The sequence below is a fragment of the Cupriavidus sp. L7L genome (genome assembly GCF_004353535.1).
GTDB classification, from domain to species: domain Bacteria; phylum Pseudomonadota; class Gammaproteobacteria; order Burkholderiales; family Burkholderiaceae; genus Cupriavidus; species Cupriavidus oxalaticus_A.
Genome location: NZ_SMNY01000017.1, coordinates 24,007 through 39,291, shown reverse-complemented (window position 1 = coordinate 39,291; position 15,285 = coordinate 24,007). Strand labels below are relative to the sequence as shown.

The following is a 15,285-nucleotide window of genomic DNA, read 5'->3' as shown; positions in this document are numbered from 1 at the left end:
CCTCAGTGCATGGCCCCCGAGGCATAGAATGTTGGTTTTGCGATCAGTACAAGAGAATATGCACCGCACCGACGAATCACTTTCGGAGCAAGAACCGGCAGCCATCCACGAACCCCGACTGTGGCGAGACAAGGGCTGGACTGCCCGAGTGATCAAGAACGAGGATGGCGACGGCTGGGCCGTCGAAATGATCCGGGATGGCAGCGCAGAGCCGGCGCTTGTCGGTCCCTGGACCATGGGGCGCAACAAGGTCGATCCGAAGCCGCTCGATGCCACGGCTCACCAGACGCTGGTCAAGACCGCCGCCGAAGTCATTCGGCGGCATGAGCAGCAACTGCACGCTCAACTCAACAAGCAGACCAGCTTCGAGACCGAATCCGGAACCGTGACCGTCAAGCTCGTTGTTACGCCGGATGAGTTCGAGCCTTTCGGCACGCTTACGGCAGTGGATCCCTTCGGGGACGTGATCGCGACCGTCAAGGTGCCGCCAGATTTTCGCCTGACGCGGGATAGCGCCGCCCGCTGGGCGGCTGATGGCTTTTGCAAGATCCGCTGACGTCGCACGCGATAGAGACCCTTTTCGTCGACGACAAGATCTCGCCGGAGCTTGGGCAGCAGGCCACTGAACCGCTCATCATCGCGCATCGCGCCAGCGTGTTCTCTGGTACCGACCAACCCGCGAGAGCGAGTACATTGGCGACGTTCTTCAGGGGACGAATACGCCACGGCCTCACTTTCCCGGCTCGCTCCCCTGGCTTTGCGTCATGCAGGAATAGAACGCGGCCCGCACAACGGACAGAGGCGCGGCCCCGAGAAGCGCGTCGGCCTCTGCCTGGCAGTCGCGCGGGGGGCCGGCTGGCATGCCAGGCCGCTCGCCCGCGGCCGTCTTGCCGGGCTGGCTGCCGTCGTTCGCGGCGCAGGCGCCCAGCAGGACCAGGGCGGCGAGTACTTGCACGGATCTGAGGCGCATATTGCAAGGCGCTCCATGGCAGGTCTGGGCATAGCCCGGCGCAAGCGGGGCTTCCGGTAGGCACTATACGCCGCCAACCAGCGATGTGACGCCCGCGCGGGCCGAAGCGAACGACTATGGTACGCGCCGATCAAGGCCTGATGGTTAGGGGCCGCAGCGACATCCAGCAGAGGACTCCCCTCGCACATGGCATGAACTGCAAAGCCGTCGGCAGACCAGGCAAAGCGTGCCAGCCTCCGGTGGCCTACCTTGATTATGAGTTCGCGACGTCAATCCGAACGAAAATCGACATCAGGGACGCGCTTCAGGCATGGAATAAAGATGCGGCGCCTTGCTGATGATTACCAGATCAATTGAAGAGGCTCCTTTACATGCACTACCATCCGGCTTTAGATCCCGTGGCGCTTGCCGCTTGCCTTGCCGGAATGGCCTTGGTTGGATGGGCGCTTGCCGTTTTCGTGCTGTGAGACATCAGTTCAGAAATACCAAAACGTCTCCCCGCATCGTCCACTGACGAGAACGGCGCATGCTCCAATTCTGAATGGCCCTTCTTACGCGATGGCATCGCCGCAACGCGATCCCTCGCGCGCAGGCATCAGACCAGGAATGTCTCCGCCAGCCGGCACCAGAACGCTGCTCCCAAGGCCAGGTTCCTGTCATCGAAGTCGTAGCGGGGGTTATGCAAGCCACGCCCACCGTCCGACGGGCCGTTGCCGATACGGACGAGGGCGCCCGGGCATTCCTGCAGCATGTACGCGAAGTCTTCGCTGCCCATCATCCTGGGATAGTCGCGGTCTACGTCCTCCTGGCCAACAAGCTCCGTGGCAACTTCGGCCGCCAGGGCTACCGCGTCGGCGGCGTTATCGACGACCGGGTAGCCCTCCACATAGCGGATTTCCGCTTTCGCGCCGTACGATTCGGCGGTCATGTGGACCAGCGTTGTGATGCGGTCCTTCAGTAGTGCGCGCACTTCCGGACTGAACGAGCGCACGCTGATGCCGATTTCGGCATCGGCCGGAATGACGTTCAGTGCGTCCCCAGACCGTAGCCGGCCAACAGTGAGCACTGCCGACTCGTTGGGGGGGACGTTGCGCGAGACCACGGTCTGCAGCGCCATCACGATGGCAGCCGCTGCCACAAGCGGGTCAACCGCCAGGTGAGGGCGCGCGGCGTGGCCGCCCAGGCCCACGACCTTGATAAACACCCGGTCGCCCGCGGCGAGAAACGGTCCCGGACGCATCAGGAACCGGCCCTGGGGGGCACCGGGATGGTTGTGCATGGCAAATACCATGTCGCAAGGAAAGCGCTCGAACAGGCCGTCCGCCACCATGGACTTGGCGCCGCTGTCGAACCCGCGCTCCTCCGCTGGCTGAAAAACCAGGTTCAGCGTGCCGGAGAAGTTGCGCGTGGCCGCGAGGTGCTTTGCCGCGCCAAGGAGCATGGCAGTATGGCCGTCGTGCCCGCAGGCATGCATGAGGCCGGGCCGGCTGCTGGCGTATGGAAGCCCGGTCTCTTCCTGGATGGGCAGGGCATCCATGTCGGCGCGCAGGCCAAGCCGCTTGTCCCCCTCTCCTACGCGCAACTGGCCGACCAGCCCCGTCTTTCCGATGCCGCGGGTCACCTGGTAGCCCCATTCCTGCAACTTGCCGGCAACCAGATCCGCGGTGTCGTGCTCCTCGAAAGCCAGTTCCGGGTGCCGGTGGATATGCTGCCGCAGGGCAGCAAGTTCGTCGTGTAGCGGGAGCAGGTCGGGAAGCGCTGTACCAGCCTTGGAATCGATGGTCATCGTCAGTCCAGGGTAATGCGATTGTCTTTGGCGATGCGCTGGTAGAACCTGATACGCTGCTCCGTTTCCCTGGTATAGGCCTCTGGCGTAATGTCTTCCGGCACGATCATGCCCTTCGCGACCCAGGTCGAGCGGGTCGCAGGTTCCGCGAGAATCTTGCGTACCGCCAGATAGAGTTGCTGCACGATCGCATGCGGTGTCCCGGCCGGGGCGGCGAGGCCGTTCCATGAAGTCTCATTCAGGTCAGGCAGCTTGAGTTCGGCAAAGGTCGGCACATCCGGCAGTTGCGGCACGCGCGCGGGTGCGGCTACCGCCAGCGCACGCAGCTTGCCCTGGAGGATGTGGTCCAGGTTGGAGGACAGGTTATTCCAGGTCAGGTGCACCTGTCCGCCCAGCAGGTCGGTCAGCGCCGCCCCGGCGCCCCGATAGGGAACATGCGTCATCGGGATACCCGCCTGGTTCTTGAGAAGTTCCATGCTGACGTGTGACACCGAACCCGTTCCGGCACTTGCATAATTCAGGGCGGTCGGATGGGCGCGCGCATATCTGACCAGCTCGGCGAAGTTGCGAACCGGCAGCGATGCATTGCACAGCAGCACGTTTGACAGCCGGCTGATGAGCGTGATATTCGAGAAGCCCTTCACCGCGTCATAGGGCAGCTTGGGGTTCATCGCGGGATTCACGACATGCGTGCTCTGCGAGGTGACAATGAGGGTGTAGCCGTCGGGCTGTGCTTTCGATACGTATGTCGAGCCGATAGCGCCTCCGGCGCCGGGCCGGTTGTCGACCACCACGGGCTGGCCAAGCGCCTTGCCCAACCTCTCGGCGATCAGGCGGCCGGACACGTCAACCGAGCCGCCCGGGGGAAACGGCACCACCAGCGAGATTGGACGGCCAGGATACTTGTCAGCGGCGAAGGCGGGCAGCTCCAGGCCGCTCAGGCTGCTGAGGGCGGCTGCTTTGAGAAAGGTGCGACGATTGATGGTCATTGCCGGCGTGCGAGTTAGAGTATGTCCCAAGGTTAAGCAGACGCAGACCCGCAGGCAAACGACAAAACCATTGATCACGATAACAAAATGTAATTGCGCATGAAGATTCGCTCTCCTTCACTGGTGGAACTGCACGCCTTCCTGGCGGTTTGTCGGCTGCGCAGCTTCCGCCTGGCGGCCGAGGAACTCTGCGTCACCCAGGCTGCTGTCAGCCGGGCGGTGCAACGCCTCGAGCAGCACCTGGGCGATTGCCTGTTGTTCGAACGGTCCTCGCAAGGCGTGGCACTGACCGAGCAAGGCCGCCAGTTGCGCAAGTTGACGGAGCGCCATGTGCTGGCACTGGAGGCGGCCGCGAACCGGCTGCAGGGGCCGCGCGCCGACGGGAAACTACGGCTGAGTGTGATTCCTACGCTTGGTACCCAATGGCTGCTTCCACGCCTCGCGCGCTTCAGGACGGCGCATCCTGAAGTGGACGTCGAGATGCGGCAGTTTCGCCATGACGAGGACTTCAGCCGCGACGACGTAGACATCTGGATCGAGGTGAAGCGACCCAAGCGACGTTGGCCGGCCAGGATGCAGGTGCAATACCTGCTCGGCCGCGAGCTCGTTCCCGCCTGCGCGCCATCGCTGCTGCCGCACCTGAAACGCCCCGGCGACTTGCTCAAAGAGGTGCTGCTGCACCATACGAACTTCCCGGAGAACTGGGCGCTCTGGGCCAAGGCGGCCGGACTCAGGGCCGCGCCGAAGCTGGGCCCTGGCTATGACCTGAGCATCAACCTGATCTTCGCGGCCAAGGCCGGACTGGGTATCGCGCTGACGCAATTCTGCCTGATCGAGCGCGAACTGGCAGCCGGTGAACTGGTGAAACCTTTTGACATGCCGGTAGACACCGGGCGCGGCTATTTCATCTGCGTGGACGCACAGCGGCCGCGCAGCGCGGCACAGAACGAATTTCTGGACTGGATCCTGGCCGAGGCGCATCGCATCGAGCCGGCTGACGCCGTCGTACCGGGGCAGCGGCGCTGACGACGCGGCGCCTTCGTTGGTTGTTTGCCCCGTGCGGGCCGTGGGACGATCAGCCAAGCAACTGTCCCGATCTGCAAAACGGACGTGAGGGCCGGTTGGTACAATCGCGAGCCCTATGCAGCCCGGTCTCGCATGCCACCACGTACCCTCTCCGCCGTGATCGCGGACGATCACCCGGTGATTCAACTCGCCGTCAAGACCACCCTGAGCGAGATCCCGAATGTCCACGTATCCGCAATGTGTTCTTCCGGACGGGAGCTTTTCGCTGCGCTGGAGGCGCACCGGCCGGATCTCATTGTTACGGATTTCACAATGGGACATTCCGAAGAGAGCGATGACGGCCTTCGCCTGCTCCAGCGACTCAGGCAGGCCAGCCCCTGTACGCCGATCGTCGTCTTCACGATGCTGACCAACGGCGGCCTGCTCACGCGTATCCAGGAGACAGGTATCGCCGGCATCGTGGGGAAGAACGAGGATCCACGCATCCTGCGGCAGATCTGCATGGATGCGGTCTCCGGTCAGGGCCTGCGCCTGTCGCCGGGAGTATCGGCCAGGATGTCGAGCGCCGGCGCGCTGGCCGGCGCAAGCGCGAGCGCGCTGTCTCCGAAAGAGATCGAAGTCGTGCGGATGTTCGCCGCGGGCAGCACCGTCACCGAAATCGCCGGATACCTGCGCCGCACGCTGGCAACCGTGGCGACACAGAAGCGCTCGGCCATGCGCAAGCTGAACATCACCAGCAACGCGGATCTTGTCGCGTACGCGCGCGACAACGGCCTGACCTGATGGCGGGCACGTTCGAGCCGTCGCCCGACCTGCGCACCGTTGAACGGAACCTGAAGCGGGAACGCCGGGTTTTCTCGATGGTGATTGCGTTGCTGGGGCTGGTCGCCGTCGCGATCGCCGCCACGGGCGCGTGGGTCCGGCTCAATGGCTCGCTGCGCGCCCAGGAGCAGGTGGCCCGCCTGTATGAGCAGGGTGTCGTCGATGCCGTCCTCGAACGCCGGAGCACCCTGGCCGCCAGCAACCTGCTCCTGGAGTTGCGTGCCAATGGCACGCTTCCGCTCTCACCGGACCGTAGGGGCGGCCTCTGCACGCAGGTGTTTCCGTCCGCGCCCGCCGACGACGTTCTGCACCAGAGTTGCGACCAGTCGGTCCGCACGCTGATTGCCGCCAGCCAGCGGCCGTCGATCGAAATGATCTCGATCGCCAGCGGTGCGACGTATCGCTATGAATCGCCCGATGCGTCGGGATCGGGGGCGCGGCCGCTGCCGCCGCCAATGCCGCCGACGCTCATCACCAGCATGATCCTGGAGCGCTTCCGAAGTCGCGATATCGACGTCCTGCAGGCCGCGAGGGAGAAACGCGTCGAATGGCTCGGCGTCCCGGGCAGCGCCGCAGGCGCCGGTCCGGAGATGGTTGGCGCATCGCTGGTGGCAAAGGGCGACACGCTCTACGCGGTGGTGCTGACGCGCATCCCGCTATACGATCTGCTGCGGCCTGCCGGGCCAAACCTGTCGATCCCCGAACCGATCGTGTTCGACAGGCTCGGCACGCCGCTGCTCGCGGCCGGCGCACGGTCCAACGCGCAACGCCTGGATGCCAGGCTGGAAGCGCGGCAGGACGGGATGTTCCATTGGGTCCCGGACTATGGCTGGGCACTGCGCCGCCCGCCACTCGTGGCGGATTTCGGGCACCTGATTTTCGCGCTGCCGATCGGCCATCAGGGGCGGGCGATGATGGAGGACCTGGTTGTCATCGGCGCCATCACCGCGGTGCTGCTTGCTTTGCTGTTCGCGATGTACCGCTACTGGAACTATCGCTTCCTGACCGGCACCTATGCGGAAGCGGCGCGTGCGCAGCGGCTGCTGCACGAAGCCCGGCTCGCGACCGAAGCGGCCGCCAGGGCCCGGGTGGCGTTCTTCGCGTCTATGAGCCACGAGATACGCACGCCGCTTGCCTCGCTGCTGGGGAACATGGAGCTCGTGGCGATGGGGCCGCTGGAGCCGGAGCAGCGGAGGAGGGTGGATGCGATGCAGGTGTCGGCCGGAGGGCTGCTGCAGATCGTCAATGAAGTGCTCGACTTCTCCAGGATCGATGTGGGCGCATTGCGCATCGAGGTGCAGCCCGTATCCGTCACGGAGCTGCTCGGCCGCATCGCGATCGCCCATGCGCCGCTTGCCGCGCAGCGCAGCCTGAGCTTCCACGCGGTGTACGGCAGCAATATTCCCTCGCAGCTCGAGCTTGATCCGGCGCGCCTGACCCAGATCGTCAACAACCTGCTTGGCAATGCGTTCAAGTTCACGCCGGCGGGCAAGATCGTGCTGCGCGCGCGATGGCTGGAAGGGAACCTGGAGATCGTCATTGCCGATACCGGCATCGGCATACCGGATGCGTACCGGGACCGGCTCTTCCAGCCGTTCTCGCAGGTCGCCGACAAGCGGATCGCCCAGGCGGGTGGCACCGGCCTTGGCCTGTCGATCTGCATGCGGCTGGTGGAACGGATGGGCGGCAGCATCATGCTGGACAGCACCCTGGACGTGGGAACGCGCGTCACGGTTCGTCTGCCGCTGGGCGTTTCCGACGCGCCGCCGCCGGTGCGCCCGCGCTTGCCGCGGAACCGGACGGTGGTGCTGTCCCGCGATCCCGAGTGCATCGAGGGAGTGCTGAACCATTTCGACTGGGGCGCGTGCCCGCCTTCGGCGCGCTCAGACCTGGACGAGCCCGTGGATGGGGACGGCCATGACTGCCTGCTGGTGACCGAGGCATTTGATCCTGCGCGCGTCCTGGCCTGGTGGCCAAAGCCGGCCTCGGTGGTCTGGCTGAAGCAGCTGGGGCCGCTGGTCGCGACTATCCGGCCGGATGGCGGTCGCGAGGTTTCCAGCTACAGCCTTGCCGGCATCCATGCGGCAGCGCTGGCGGTCATCACCGGGGCACAGTCGCCAAAGCGGAGCGAGGCAGGCCCTGCCGGGCGGCCCGCATCGCCGCTTGCGGGCCATGCCGTGCTGATCGCGGAAGACAACTTGCTGAACCGGAACCTGCTGCGCGACCAGCTGCGGGCGCTGGGCGCGGGCGTCATCGTCGCGGGCAATGGCAGCGAGGCCATGGCGGCGCTGGCGGAGCAGCGCGTGAACGCGGTGCTGACCGATATCGACATGCCCGTCATGAACGGCTTCGGCCTGCTCCGGGAAATGAGGCACGCCGGCATCGACATCCCCGTCTATGCCGTGAGCGCCAGCGCGCGGCCCGAGGACGTCGCCGAGGGACGGGCGAGGGGGTTCACGGGCTATCTGACCAAGCCGGTATCTCTCGCCGAACTGGCGTCGGTACTAGCACGCAGCGACGATGGCATGGGCCATGAGGATGAGCAGTCAGTCGCGTCGTGCGGTGACGATGATCTCCCCGAACTGCCGCGGATCCCTGCCGCGTATGCCGAAGCCTTCCTTGCCCAGGCCGGGGCGGATCTCGATGAATACGACGCGATCCGGTCCGGACGGGACGTGACCTGGCTGGCGCGGTTGCTGCACCGCATCGCGGGCAGCCTCGCGGTCGTCGGGCCGTCGGAACTGGCCGAGCTGTGCGAAGACCTGCGCGAGTACGCCGCGGATGCGGATGGCTGGGACGACGAGATCGAAACCCAGTCGGCGTATATCGCGCGGAGTCTCAGGCAGTTGTGCGGGCGCCTGTCCGTGGCGTCCTGACGCCCTGCCGCCGCGAAACGCTATAGCACAGCGCAGGCTTCCGCGGTGGCGACGACGGTCAGGCTCGCTCGCGCATCATTGCGCAACAGCACGCACAGGTAGCCACCCGTCATGTCCTCGGGGCGGGGGTCTTCGTGCCATAGCGGCGGCGGCGGCACCATGGCGGCGTGTTCCCCGCCGACGCTTGCATCGCTCCAGGTGATCGGGATTGGCCCCTCGGGCCTGGTGCCGAGGAAGCAGTATGCCGGAGTGGATCGCGATTGCCGCAACGCGCTCCCGGTTTCGCAATTGCCCGCGCGCACCGCCAGCACGTCGTGATCGGTGCGATTGACAGCGACGATCTTCGTCCATGGCCACGGTTCCTGGAATGGGCTGATGAATTCGGCGGTCGGGATTGCACACCCGGACAGGGCGCTTGCGGCGGCAACGGCAGCCAGGCTCGCGGGGATCGGAAAAACAATATTCATAGGGTTCTGCAGGCCGGGCAAGTCTGGACTACACCCGAGCGATATACGACGGCGGACAGGTTAGGCCGCTCACGCCGTCAGGGCTATCAATGGAATTCGAAAAGCGCCGCCGTACCGGGAGCGGATCGGTGCCGCGTTCCCGCACTTTCTAAGTTCTTTGATAGCCGCGACTGACGCATTGCCATAACGTGTGCGCTCCATCGGGATGTGGCGGCAGTGCCAACGCACGTCGACGACATCCGAATCCATTCGAAGGAACCTGCAGACATGACAAACAACCGTCGCTCGGCCGTCCGGGCCCTTGGCGCTGCGCTGCTGATCGCGGGCGCTGGCCAGGCTTATGCGCAGCACTCACGGGGACTGGAATCGCAAACGACGCGAGATCAGCCGGATGCGTGCGCCGGAGCCGGACTTGCCGCGAAGCCCGCCGGCTGCCGCGCTGCCAGCGATACTGCCAACAGTAAATACAACCTTCTGTACGTCGAGGGTGCGGCAGCGGACGAACGCGAGGACAAAGCAACGTCCCGCCGGTCCGCAGGACGCGCGCGCGCGGAAGCCTACCGGGGCGGCTCGCGCAGCGACCCCACCGGCTCCTGACCGGATAGTGCATTGTGTAACCGAGCGCCAACGCTCCATCTCAAGACAATTCGATGAAACTGCGCCCCTATCTGCTGGCGGGCATCGGCCTGCTGGCATCGAGCGAACCTGCCTTCGCATCCCTACTGAGCGGCAAGGCCCTTGAGACCGCGGCCAACGCCATTTCCTGGGTGGTCCTGATCTTCGTGCCGGTGGCAGGGGGCTACCTGTTCTGGATGCTCCATATCTGGCCCGAGAAGATCGCGCAGCGCAAGCGCCATCCGCAAAAGGAAGCCATCCACTCGCTATGCCTGCTGTCGCTTTTCTTCGGCGGCTTGCTGTGGCCCCTGGCCTGGCTCTGGGCCCACACGAAGCCCGTGTTCTACCGCGCCGCGTACGGCACCGACAAGGCCCCGGAGGACGATGACGCGCCCGCCCATGGCACCCGGCAGCCAGCCGCGACGATGGAAATCGCCAGCAGCATGCGCGCCGGACAGGAGCGGATCTGAATGGATGCACTGCTGCTTGGTGTCTACGCGCTGGCCGTCTGGCTGATCTTCTTCAAGTTCAAGTGGCTGCCGTGGAACACGACGTCGATGGTCATCGTATTCACGATTCCCGTGGTTGCGCTGCTGCTGCTGATCCTGACGCTCAATGTGGTGGCGCCGTCCACCCATGACGTACGCGTGGTCGGCAAGGTCCTGCAGGTTGTGCCGCAGGTTCGCGGCCGCATCGTCGAGCTGCCGGCCGAAGGCAACCGGCGCTACAGCAAGGGCGATATCCTGCTGCGGATCGATCCGACTCCCTATCAGGCCGCGGTCAGGCAACTCGAAGGCAGGCTGCGGGCCGACGATGCCGCGCTGGCGGAAGCCGAGGCCTCGGGGCGCCAGCTCGGCGAATCGGTTCGCGGCGCGGCCGGCCGGGTCGGCACCGTGCAGGCCAGGCTGTCGCTTGCCCGCCAGCGCGTCAAGGAGCATGAGGCGCTGCTCGCGGCAGGCGCCGGTTCAAAGTTCGACCGGGAAGACGCGCTGGCCCGCCAGCGTGAACTGGAAGGCGAACTGGTCAGCGCGCAGGCCGCCGAGGACGAGGCCCGGCAGAAGTTGTCGGCCAGGAGCCAGGGCGAATTTGCCGCCATTGCCACGGCGCGCGCGAAGCGGGCGGAAACCGAGGTCATGCTGGAGAACGCCCGCTGGGAACTTGAGCAGACCGTCTACCGGGCGCCCTCCGATGGCACCGTCGTGAACCTGCAGGTACGGGTGGGCACCATGCTCGTGCCGTTCCCGTTCTCGCCCGCGTTCAGCTTTGTCGAGGATCAGCAGGAAGTCGTTGCCTTTTACCGGCAGAACGAGCTTTACAACGTCAAGGCGGGCGACCTCGCCGAGCTCTATCTGCCGACGCATCCGGGCGAGATCATCAAGGCGAAAGTCAACTCGGTCGTGTGGGCGCAATCGCAGGGCCAGATTGCGCAGGGCGGCATGATTCCCAACACCGGCGCCACCGATGCGGTGCCGAACCGCTTCGCGGTCAAGTTCGACCTGCGCGACGAATCCCGCGGGCGGATGCTGCCGGTCGGGGCAGTCGGGGCGGGCGCGATCTATACGAAGCATATGGAAGTGTTTCACATCATCCGCATGGTCTTCCTGCGCGTCAGTTCCAAGCTGAACTACCTGGTGTTCAAGCTTCACTAGGTTCACTGGATCCGAGGTTCGACAGAGCTTCGATAGAAATTTGGTAAAGGGAAGTCCGTGTCGTCGTTTCAACCAATGAAGACCTTGCTGCTGGCGTTTCCGCTCGCCATGCTTTGCGGTTGCGCCCTGCAGGCACCGCCCGAGGGCGCGGACCTTCGGCGCCAGGCCGTGCCCGCGCTCGAAGGACACGCCACGTGGGCGAACGCGGCCACAGCCGGTGACGCCGCCAACGGCTGGCTTGCCATCTTCGACGATGCCGAACTGCAACGGCTGGTGCGCGAGGCCATTGCGCACAATGGCGATCTCCGGCTGGCCGCGGTGCGCGTGCAGCAGGCGCAGGCGCTGGTCGCCATCCAGCGCAGCGGCCTGCTGCCGGACGCGGGCGTGAAGGGCAGGGCAGGCAATTCGGAAACGCAGATCCTGTCGATCGGCGCAAGCTGGGAAATCGACCTCTGGGGACGCATCCGCGCCCAGTCGCGCGCGGCGGAATCGCAGTACGCGGCCACCAGGGACGACTATCTCTGGGCCCAGCGCGTGGTGGCAGCGACCACTGCCAGGGCATGGTTCACGCTGATCCGGAACGCGCAGCTGGAGGACCGGCTGCGGCAGTCCGCCGCCATCCAGGAAGAGCTGGTGCGGATTACCGGCCAGCGTGTCGAGATCGGGGTAGCGCCGGACACCGAGCTGCTGGATGCGCGCAATGCACTCCGCGCGCAACGCGACGCAATCGGAAAGGCCGAACTGGCCAGAGGCCAGGCCGCGCAGGCGCTGGAGCTGCTGCTGGGCCGCTATCCCGCCGGAGAAATCGCGACGGCGCCGGAACTGCCCGCCATGCCACCGGCCCCGGCCGCGGGCTTGCCGGCGAACCTGCTCGGGCGTCGGCCTGACCTGACCGCGTCGGCGCACCGCGTCGCGGCGGCCTTCGATATGCGGCAGTCTGCGCAAGCGGCACGCCTGCCGCGGGTCTCCATCAGCGCAGCCATCACCGGCATCCGCAGCGACGTGTTCCTGCTCAACCAGGCCGGCACCCCGATCAAGGGGCTCAATGGTTCCTTCTTTGCGCCGCTCTTCACGGGCGGCGAGCTCAAGGCCAGGGCGGACTACTACAGCGCCGAAGAGAAGGCCGCCCTGATCGCCTATGGCAACACCGCGCTGCAGGCACTGGGCGAGGCGGAGGCAGGACTGCGGGCCGAATCCGGCTATGCCGGGCGCACCGCGCAACTGCGGGAGCGGGTGGATGAAAGCCGTGAACTGGTGCGCCGAGCGGAGGCGCGCGCAGCCATCGGCGCCACGGATACGCGCAGCCTGCTAAAACAGCGGCAGGCACTCGTGGCCGCCGAGATGGATCTAGTCAACGTGCGGGCCGATCATCTCGACCAGCGCATTGCGCTATTGCTGGCGCTGGGTGGCGACTGGAGGGACGAGGCAGGCGCGGGCGGCTGACTTGTCTGCCGATGCCGACCGCCTGTGATCGATCAGCAGGACCGCCACCATGCCAATCACGGCGGGAATCGCAATCGCAATGAAGTTCTGCTGCAGCGGCAGGTTCATGGCGACGAGTACGCCAATGACGATTGGCGCCAGGATGGCCCCACTGCGGCCGACACCCAGCGCCCAGCCGAGTCCGGTGGAACGGATCGCGCTCGGGTAGAACTGCCCGGTGTAGGCGTTCGCTACGATCTGCGTGCCGATCGTCGAAGCGCCGGCAAGGCCCACCACGAGATACTGCAGTTCCGCGGGCAGCCTGAACCCGAGCAGCGTGATCGAGACCGCGGCCAGCGCATACATCGCGGCAAGCACGTACTTGATGTGATAGCGATCGGCCAGCCATCCGCCGCCGACGGCACCGATCATGGCGCCGATGTTGAGGACCAGCACGAACGTCAACGCGGAGCCCAGGCTGTAACCCGCGCTTGCCATCAGCCTGGTCAGCCATGAACTCAGGGCGTACACCATGAACAGGCACATGAAGAACGCGATCCAGAACATGAGGGTGCTGAAGCCGCGGCCGTCGTGGAACAGGTGCCGGATCGGCGCGCTGTCGGCCTTGTCCTGGGCCGGCACGGAGAACCGGTCGGTTGCGGACCAGCGGCGGCCTGGTGCGAGTCTGGCAACGATGCGGCGCAATGCCTCGTCGTCGCCCCTTGCCAGCAGGAAGGGCATCGATTCCGGCAGCGACCTGAGAATGGCGGGAACAAGCAGAACGGGAAGGCCGGCGGCGAGGAAGACCGATTGCCAGCCATAGGTTTCGATCAGGCCCTTGCCGAGGATGGCGGCGAGCATCCCGCCGACGGCATAGCCGCTGAACATCAGGGTGACCAGCGTCGCCCGCATCCGCTTCGGTGCGTACTCTGTCATCTGCGCGACGACATTGGGCATGACGCCGCCGATGCCCAGCCCGGCGAGGAAGCGCGCAATGCCGAAGAGCAGCGGATCCTTGACCATGCCAGCCGCGGCGGTGAACACGCTGAACAGGATGACGCAGATCGCGATGGCCCAGCGCCGGCCGATCCTGTCGGCCAGGGTGCCGAGGAAGATCGCGCCGAATACCATGCCGAACAGGGCGGAGCTGACCATGAGACCGGCCTGCGCCGGTGCCACGCCGAGGTCCTTCATGATCGACGGCAGTGCGATGCCGACGACTGCCAGGTCATATCCGTCGAAGATGATGATGATCGCGCACCAGAACAGCACGCGCGCATGGAAGCGATTGAAGGAGGCCTCGTCGGCCAGCTTGTGGACGTCGATTTGCGACATGGGGGCTTGTCTCCGGTATTTTTTTATCTAGTGGATTACTGCTTTGCCATCGGAACGTTCGGGTCGGCGAGGCGGGTGGGATCGACTTGCCTGCGCTGCTCGATCAGGCGGCGTGCGAAGCGCAGGTCGCGCGCCGCGTTGGCACCGGCCGCGGCCTGGACGACATCGCCGTCGAGATAGCACAGCAGGAAGCTGTCCTCGCCAGGCGTGCCCCGTGCCACCATGCGATGCGACGGCAAGGGGATGCCGTAGATCTGCAGGTTCATTCCATACTGGTCCGACCAGAACCACGGCAGGGGCGCATAGTCGACCGGGAGGCCGAGCGCCGCACGCGCCGCGGCGATACCCTGGTCCTGCGCGTTCTGCCAGGATTCCAGCCGCAAGCGCCGTCCGGCCCACGGATTCGGTGTCACCGCCACATCTCCCGCGGCGAAAATATCGGGGTCGGAAGTGCGGCAACCCTGGTCGACGATCACGCCGCCATCGCATGCCAGCCCGGCGTCACGCGCCAGCTCATCGTTGGGCACGAGACCCACACCAGCGACGATGGCGTGGCACGTCAGCGTGCTGCCATCGGCAAGCGTCACCACGGCCTGGCCGTCGGCGCCTGGCGCGATGCCGGCGATGCGGGCGCCGAGCATGACGCGGGTGCCGTGCGCACCATGCAGCCCGTGCAGGTGTTCGGAGATCTCCGGCGGCACGGTACGCTCGCACAGCCGTCCTTGCGCTTCGACCACGGTAACGTCGGCGCCTTTCAGCCGCGCGGTGGCGGCGACTTCCAGCCCGATCCAGCCGCCGCCCACGACGACGATGCTGCGGCCCGGCCGAAGCTCCGGCGCCAGCGACAAGGCATCGCCAATCGTGCGCAACGTATGGCTCGGGGTCGTATCCGCGCCCGGGACGGCAAGCGCGCGCGCCTTGCCGCCGGTACAGAGGATCAGCTTGTCATAGGACAGCATCTCTCCATCGGACATCTCCAGGCACTTCGCGGCCCGGTCTATGCGGGCCACGCGCGTGTCCACCCACCACTCCATCCTGAGCGCCTCGAACGCCTCCGGCTTGTGCAGCCACGTGCTGGCGGGCGCCGCTTCGCCGGCAAGCACGGCCTTGGATAACGGTGGCCGCTCGTACGGTGGATGGGCCTCGTCGCCGATAAGCACGAGCCGGCCGGCGAAACCTTCGCTGCGCAGCGTCTGGGCGGCCCAGCCGCCGGCCTGTCCCGCGCCGACGATGACGATGGTGGCGGCTGGCGCCATGGCCGTCGCTACGGCCGTCGCGCCCGGTGGTCGTTCGGAAGTCATGTGCGTCCCTTGTGGTTGCTGGCCGGC

13 protein-coding genes and 1 pseudogene are annotated in these 15,285 nt (G+C 65.9%); 9 read left to right on the top strand and 5 right to left on the bottom strand.

Annotated features, from left to right (window positions below):
* Positions 1-58: 58 nt before the first annotated feature.
* Complete coding sequence (locus tag E1J61_RS16715; RefSeq protein ID WP_133095163.1) at positions 59-556, top strand: hypothetical protein; 498 nt, start codon at positions 59-61, stop codon at positions 554-556.
* Positions 557-576: 20 nt separating this feature from the next.
* Positions 577-690: pseudogene (locus tag E1J61_RS38300) on the top strand (cysteine hydrolase); the annotation flags it as partial.
* An 875-nt stretch (positions 691-1,565) separates the two neighbouring features.
* Here the strand turns inward: E1J61_RS38300 and E1J61_RS16705 are convergent.
* Both E1J61_RS16705 and E1J61_RS16700 read right to left on the bottom strand, forming a co-directional pair.
* Positions 1,566-2,756, bottom strand: a complete 1,191-nt coding sequence (locus tag E1J61_RS16705; RefSeq protein ID WP_133095162.1) for a M20 aminoacylase family protein — start codon at positions 2,754-2,756, stop codon at positions 1,566-1,568.
* A 2-nt stretch (positions 2,757-2,758) separates the two neighbouring features.
* The gene (locus E1J61_RS16700; protein ID WP_133095161.1) at positions 2,759-3,745 is read right to left on the bottom strand and encodes a tripartite tricarboxylate transporter substrate binding protein; all 987 of its coding nucleotides are present in this window, start codon (positions 3,743-3,745) and stop codon (positions 2,759-2,761) included.
* A 99-nt stretch (positions 3,746-3,844) separates the two neighbouring features.
* Here E1J61_RS16700 and E1J61_RS16695 point away from each other — a divergent pair, with 99 nt between their 5' ends.
* From E1J61_RS16695 to E1J61_RS16685, 3 genes are all read left to right on the top strand, one after another.
* Positions 3,845-4,771, top strand: a complete 927-nt coding sequence (locus E1J61_RS16695; protein ID WP_133095160.1) for a LysR substrate-binding domain-containing protein — start codon at positions 3,845-3,847, stop codon at positions 4,769-4,771.
* Positions 4,772-4,903: 132 nt separating this feature from the next.
* On the top strand, positions 4,904-5,554 hold the full coding sequence (locus tag E1J61_RS16690; protein WP_133095159.1) for a response regulator transcription factor: 651 nt from the start codon (positions 4,904-4,906) through the stop codon (positions 5,552-5,554).
* Positions 5,554-8,469: an ATP-binding protein gene (locus E1J61_RS16685; RefSeq protein WP_133095158.1), complete on the top strand. Its 2,916-nt coding sequence runs from the start codon at positions 5,554-5,556 to the stop codon at positions 8,467-8,469. Before E1J61_RS16690 ends, E1J61_RS16685 begins: the two co-directional genes overlap by 1 nt.
* Positions 8,470-8,489: 20 nt before the next feature.
* On the opposite strand, the gene E1J61_RS16680 is transcribed toward E1J61_RS16685, so the two are convergent.
* Positions 8,490-8,957, bottom strand: a complete 468-nt coding sequence (locus E1J61_RS16680; RefSeq protein WP_371704276.1) for a hypothetical protein — start codon at positions 8,955-8,957, stop codon at positions 8,490-8,492.
* A gap of 246 nt (positions 8,958-9,203) precedes the next feature.
* Between E1J61_RS16680 and E1J61_RS16675 the strand changes: the two genes are divergently transcribed.
* The 4 genes from E1J61_RS16675 (at position 9,204) to E1J61_RS16660 (ending at position 12,643) form a co-directional block, all read left to right on the top strand.
* Positions 9,204-9,533, top strand: a complete 330-nt coding sequence (locus tag E1J61_RS16675; RefSeq protein WP_133095157.1) for a hypothetical protein — start codon at positions 9,204-9,206, stop codon at positions 9,531-9,533.
* A 53-nt stretch (positions 9,534-9,586) separates the two neighbouring features.
* Positions 9,587-10,021 carry a DUF3302 domain-containing protein gene (locus E1J61_RS16670; protein ID WP_133095156.1) on the top strand — a complete coding sequence of 145 codons (435 nt, stop codon included), beginning with the start codon at positions 9,587-9,589 and terminating at the stop codon, positions 10,019-10,021.
* Positions 10,022-11,200 carry an HlyD family secretion protein gene (locus E1J61_RS16665; RefSeq protein WP_133095155.1) on the top strand — a complete coding sequence of 393 codons (1,179 nt, stop codon included), beginning with the start codon at positions 10,022-10,024 and terminating at the stop codon, positions 11,198-11,200.
* Between the two features lie 75 nt (positions 11,201-11,275).
* Complete coding sequence (locus E1J61_RS16660; protein ID WP_371704274.1) at positions 11,276-12,643, top strand: TolC family protein; 1,368 nt, start codon at positions 11,276-11,278, stop codon at positions 12,641-12,643.
* On the opposite strand, the gene E1J61_RS16655 is transcribed toward E1J61_RS16660, so the two are convergent.
* Positions 12,590-13,957, bottom strand: coding sequence for an MFS transporter (locus E1J61_RS16655; RefSeq protein WP_133095153.1), 1,368 nt, complete (start codon positions 13,955-13,957; stop codon positions 12,590-12,592). The genes E1J61_RS16660 and E1J61_RS16655 overlap by 54 nt on opposite strands.
* A gap of 35 nt (positions 13,958-13,992) precedes the next feature.
* Positions 13,993-15,258, bottom strand: coding sequence for an NAD(P)/FAD-dependent oxidoreductase (locus tag E1J61_RS16650; protein ID WP_133095152.1), 1,266 nt, complete (start codon positions 15,256-15,258; stop codon positions 13,993-13,995).
* Positions 15,259-15,285 lie beyond the last annotated feature (27 nt).

Bases quoted from the DNA above. Each gene is read 5' to 3' on its own strand.
- E1J61_RS16690 (WP_133095159.1), top strand. From the start codon at position 4,904: ATGCCACCACGTACCCTCTCCGCCGTGATCGCGGACGATCACCCGGTG.
- E1J61_RS16685 (WP_133095158.1), top strand. From the start codon at position 5,554: ATGGCGGGCACGTTCGAGCCGTCGCCCGACCTGCGCACCGTTGAACGG.
- E1J61_RS16650 (WP_133095152.1), bottom strand. From the start codon at position 15,258: ATGACTTCCGAACGACCACCGGGCGCGACGGCCGTAGCGACGGCCATG.
- E1J61_RS16660 (WP_371704274.1), top strand. From the start codon at position 11,276: ATGAAGACCTTGCTGCTGGCGTTTCCGCTCGCCATGCTTTGCGGTTGC.
- E1J61_RS16705 (WP_133095162.1), bottom strand. From the start codon at position 2,756: ATGACCATCGATTCCAAGGCTGGTACAGCGCTTCCCGACCTGCTCCCG.
- E1J61_RS16695 (WP_133095160.1), top strand. From the start codon at position 3,845: ATGAAGATTCGCTCTCCTTCACTGGTGGAACTGCACGCCTTCCTGGCG.
- E1J61_RS16655 (WP_133095153.1), bottom strand. From the start codon at position 13,957: ATGTCGCAAATCGACGTCCACAAGCTGGCCGACGAGGCCTCCTTCAAT.
- E1J61_RS16700 (WP_133095161.1), bottom strand. From the start codon at position 3,745: ATGACCATCAATCGTCGCACCTTTCTCAAAGCAGCCGCCCTCAGCAGC.
- E1J61_RS16665 (WP_133095155.1), top strand. From the start codon at position 10,022: ATGGATGCACTGCTGCTTGGTGTCTACGCGCTGGCCGTCTGGCTGATC.
- E1J61_RS16715 (WP_133095163.1), top strand. From the start codon at position 59: ATGCACCGCACCGACGAATCACTTTCGGAGCAAGAACCGGCAGCCATC.
- E1J61_RS16670 (WP_133095156.1), top strand. From the start codon at position 9,587: ATGAAACTGCGCCCCTATCTGCTGGCGGGCATCGGCCTGCTGGCATCG.
- E1J61_RS16675 (WP_133095157.1), top strand. From the start codon at position 9,204: ATGACAAACAACCGTCGCTCGGCCGTCCGGGCCCTTGGCGCTGCGCTG.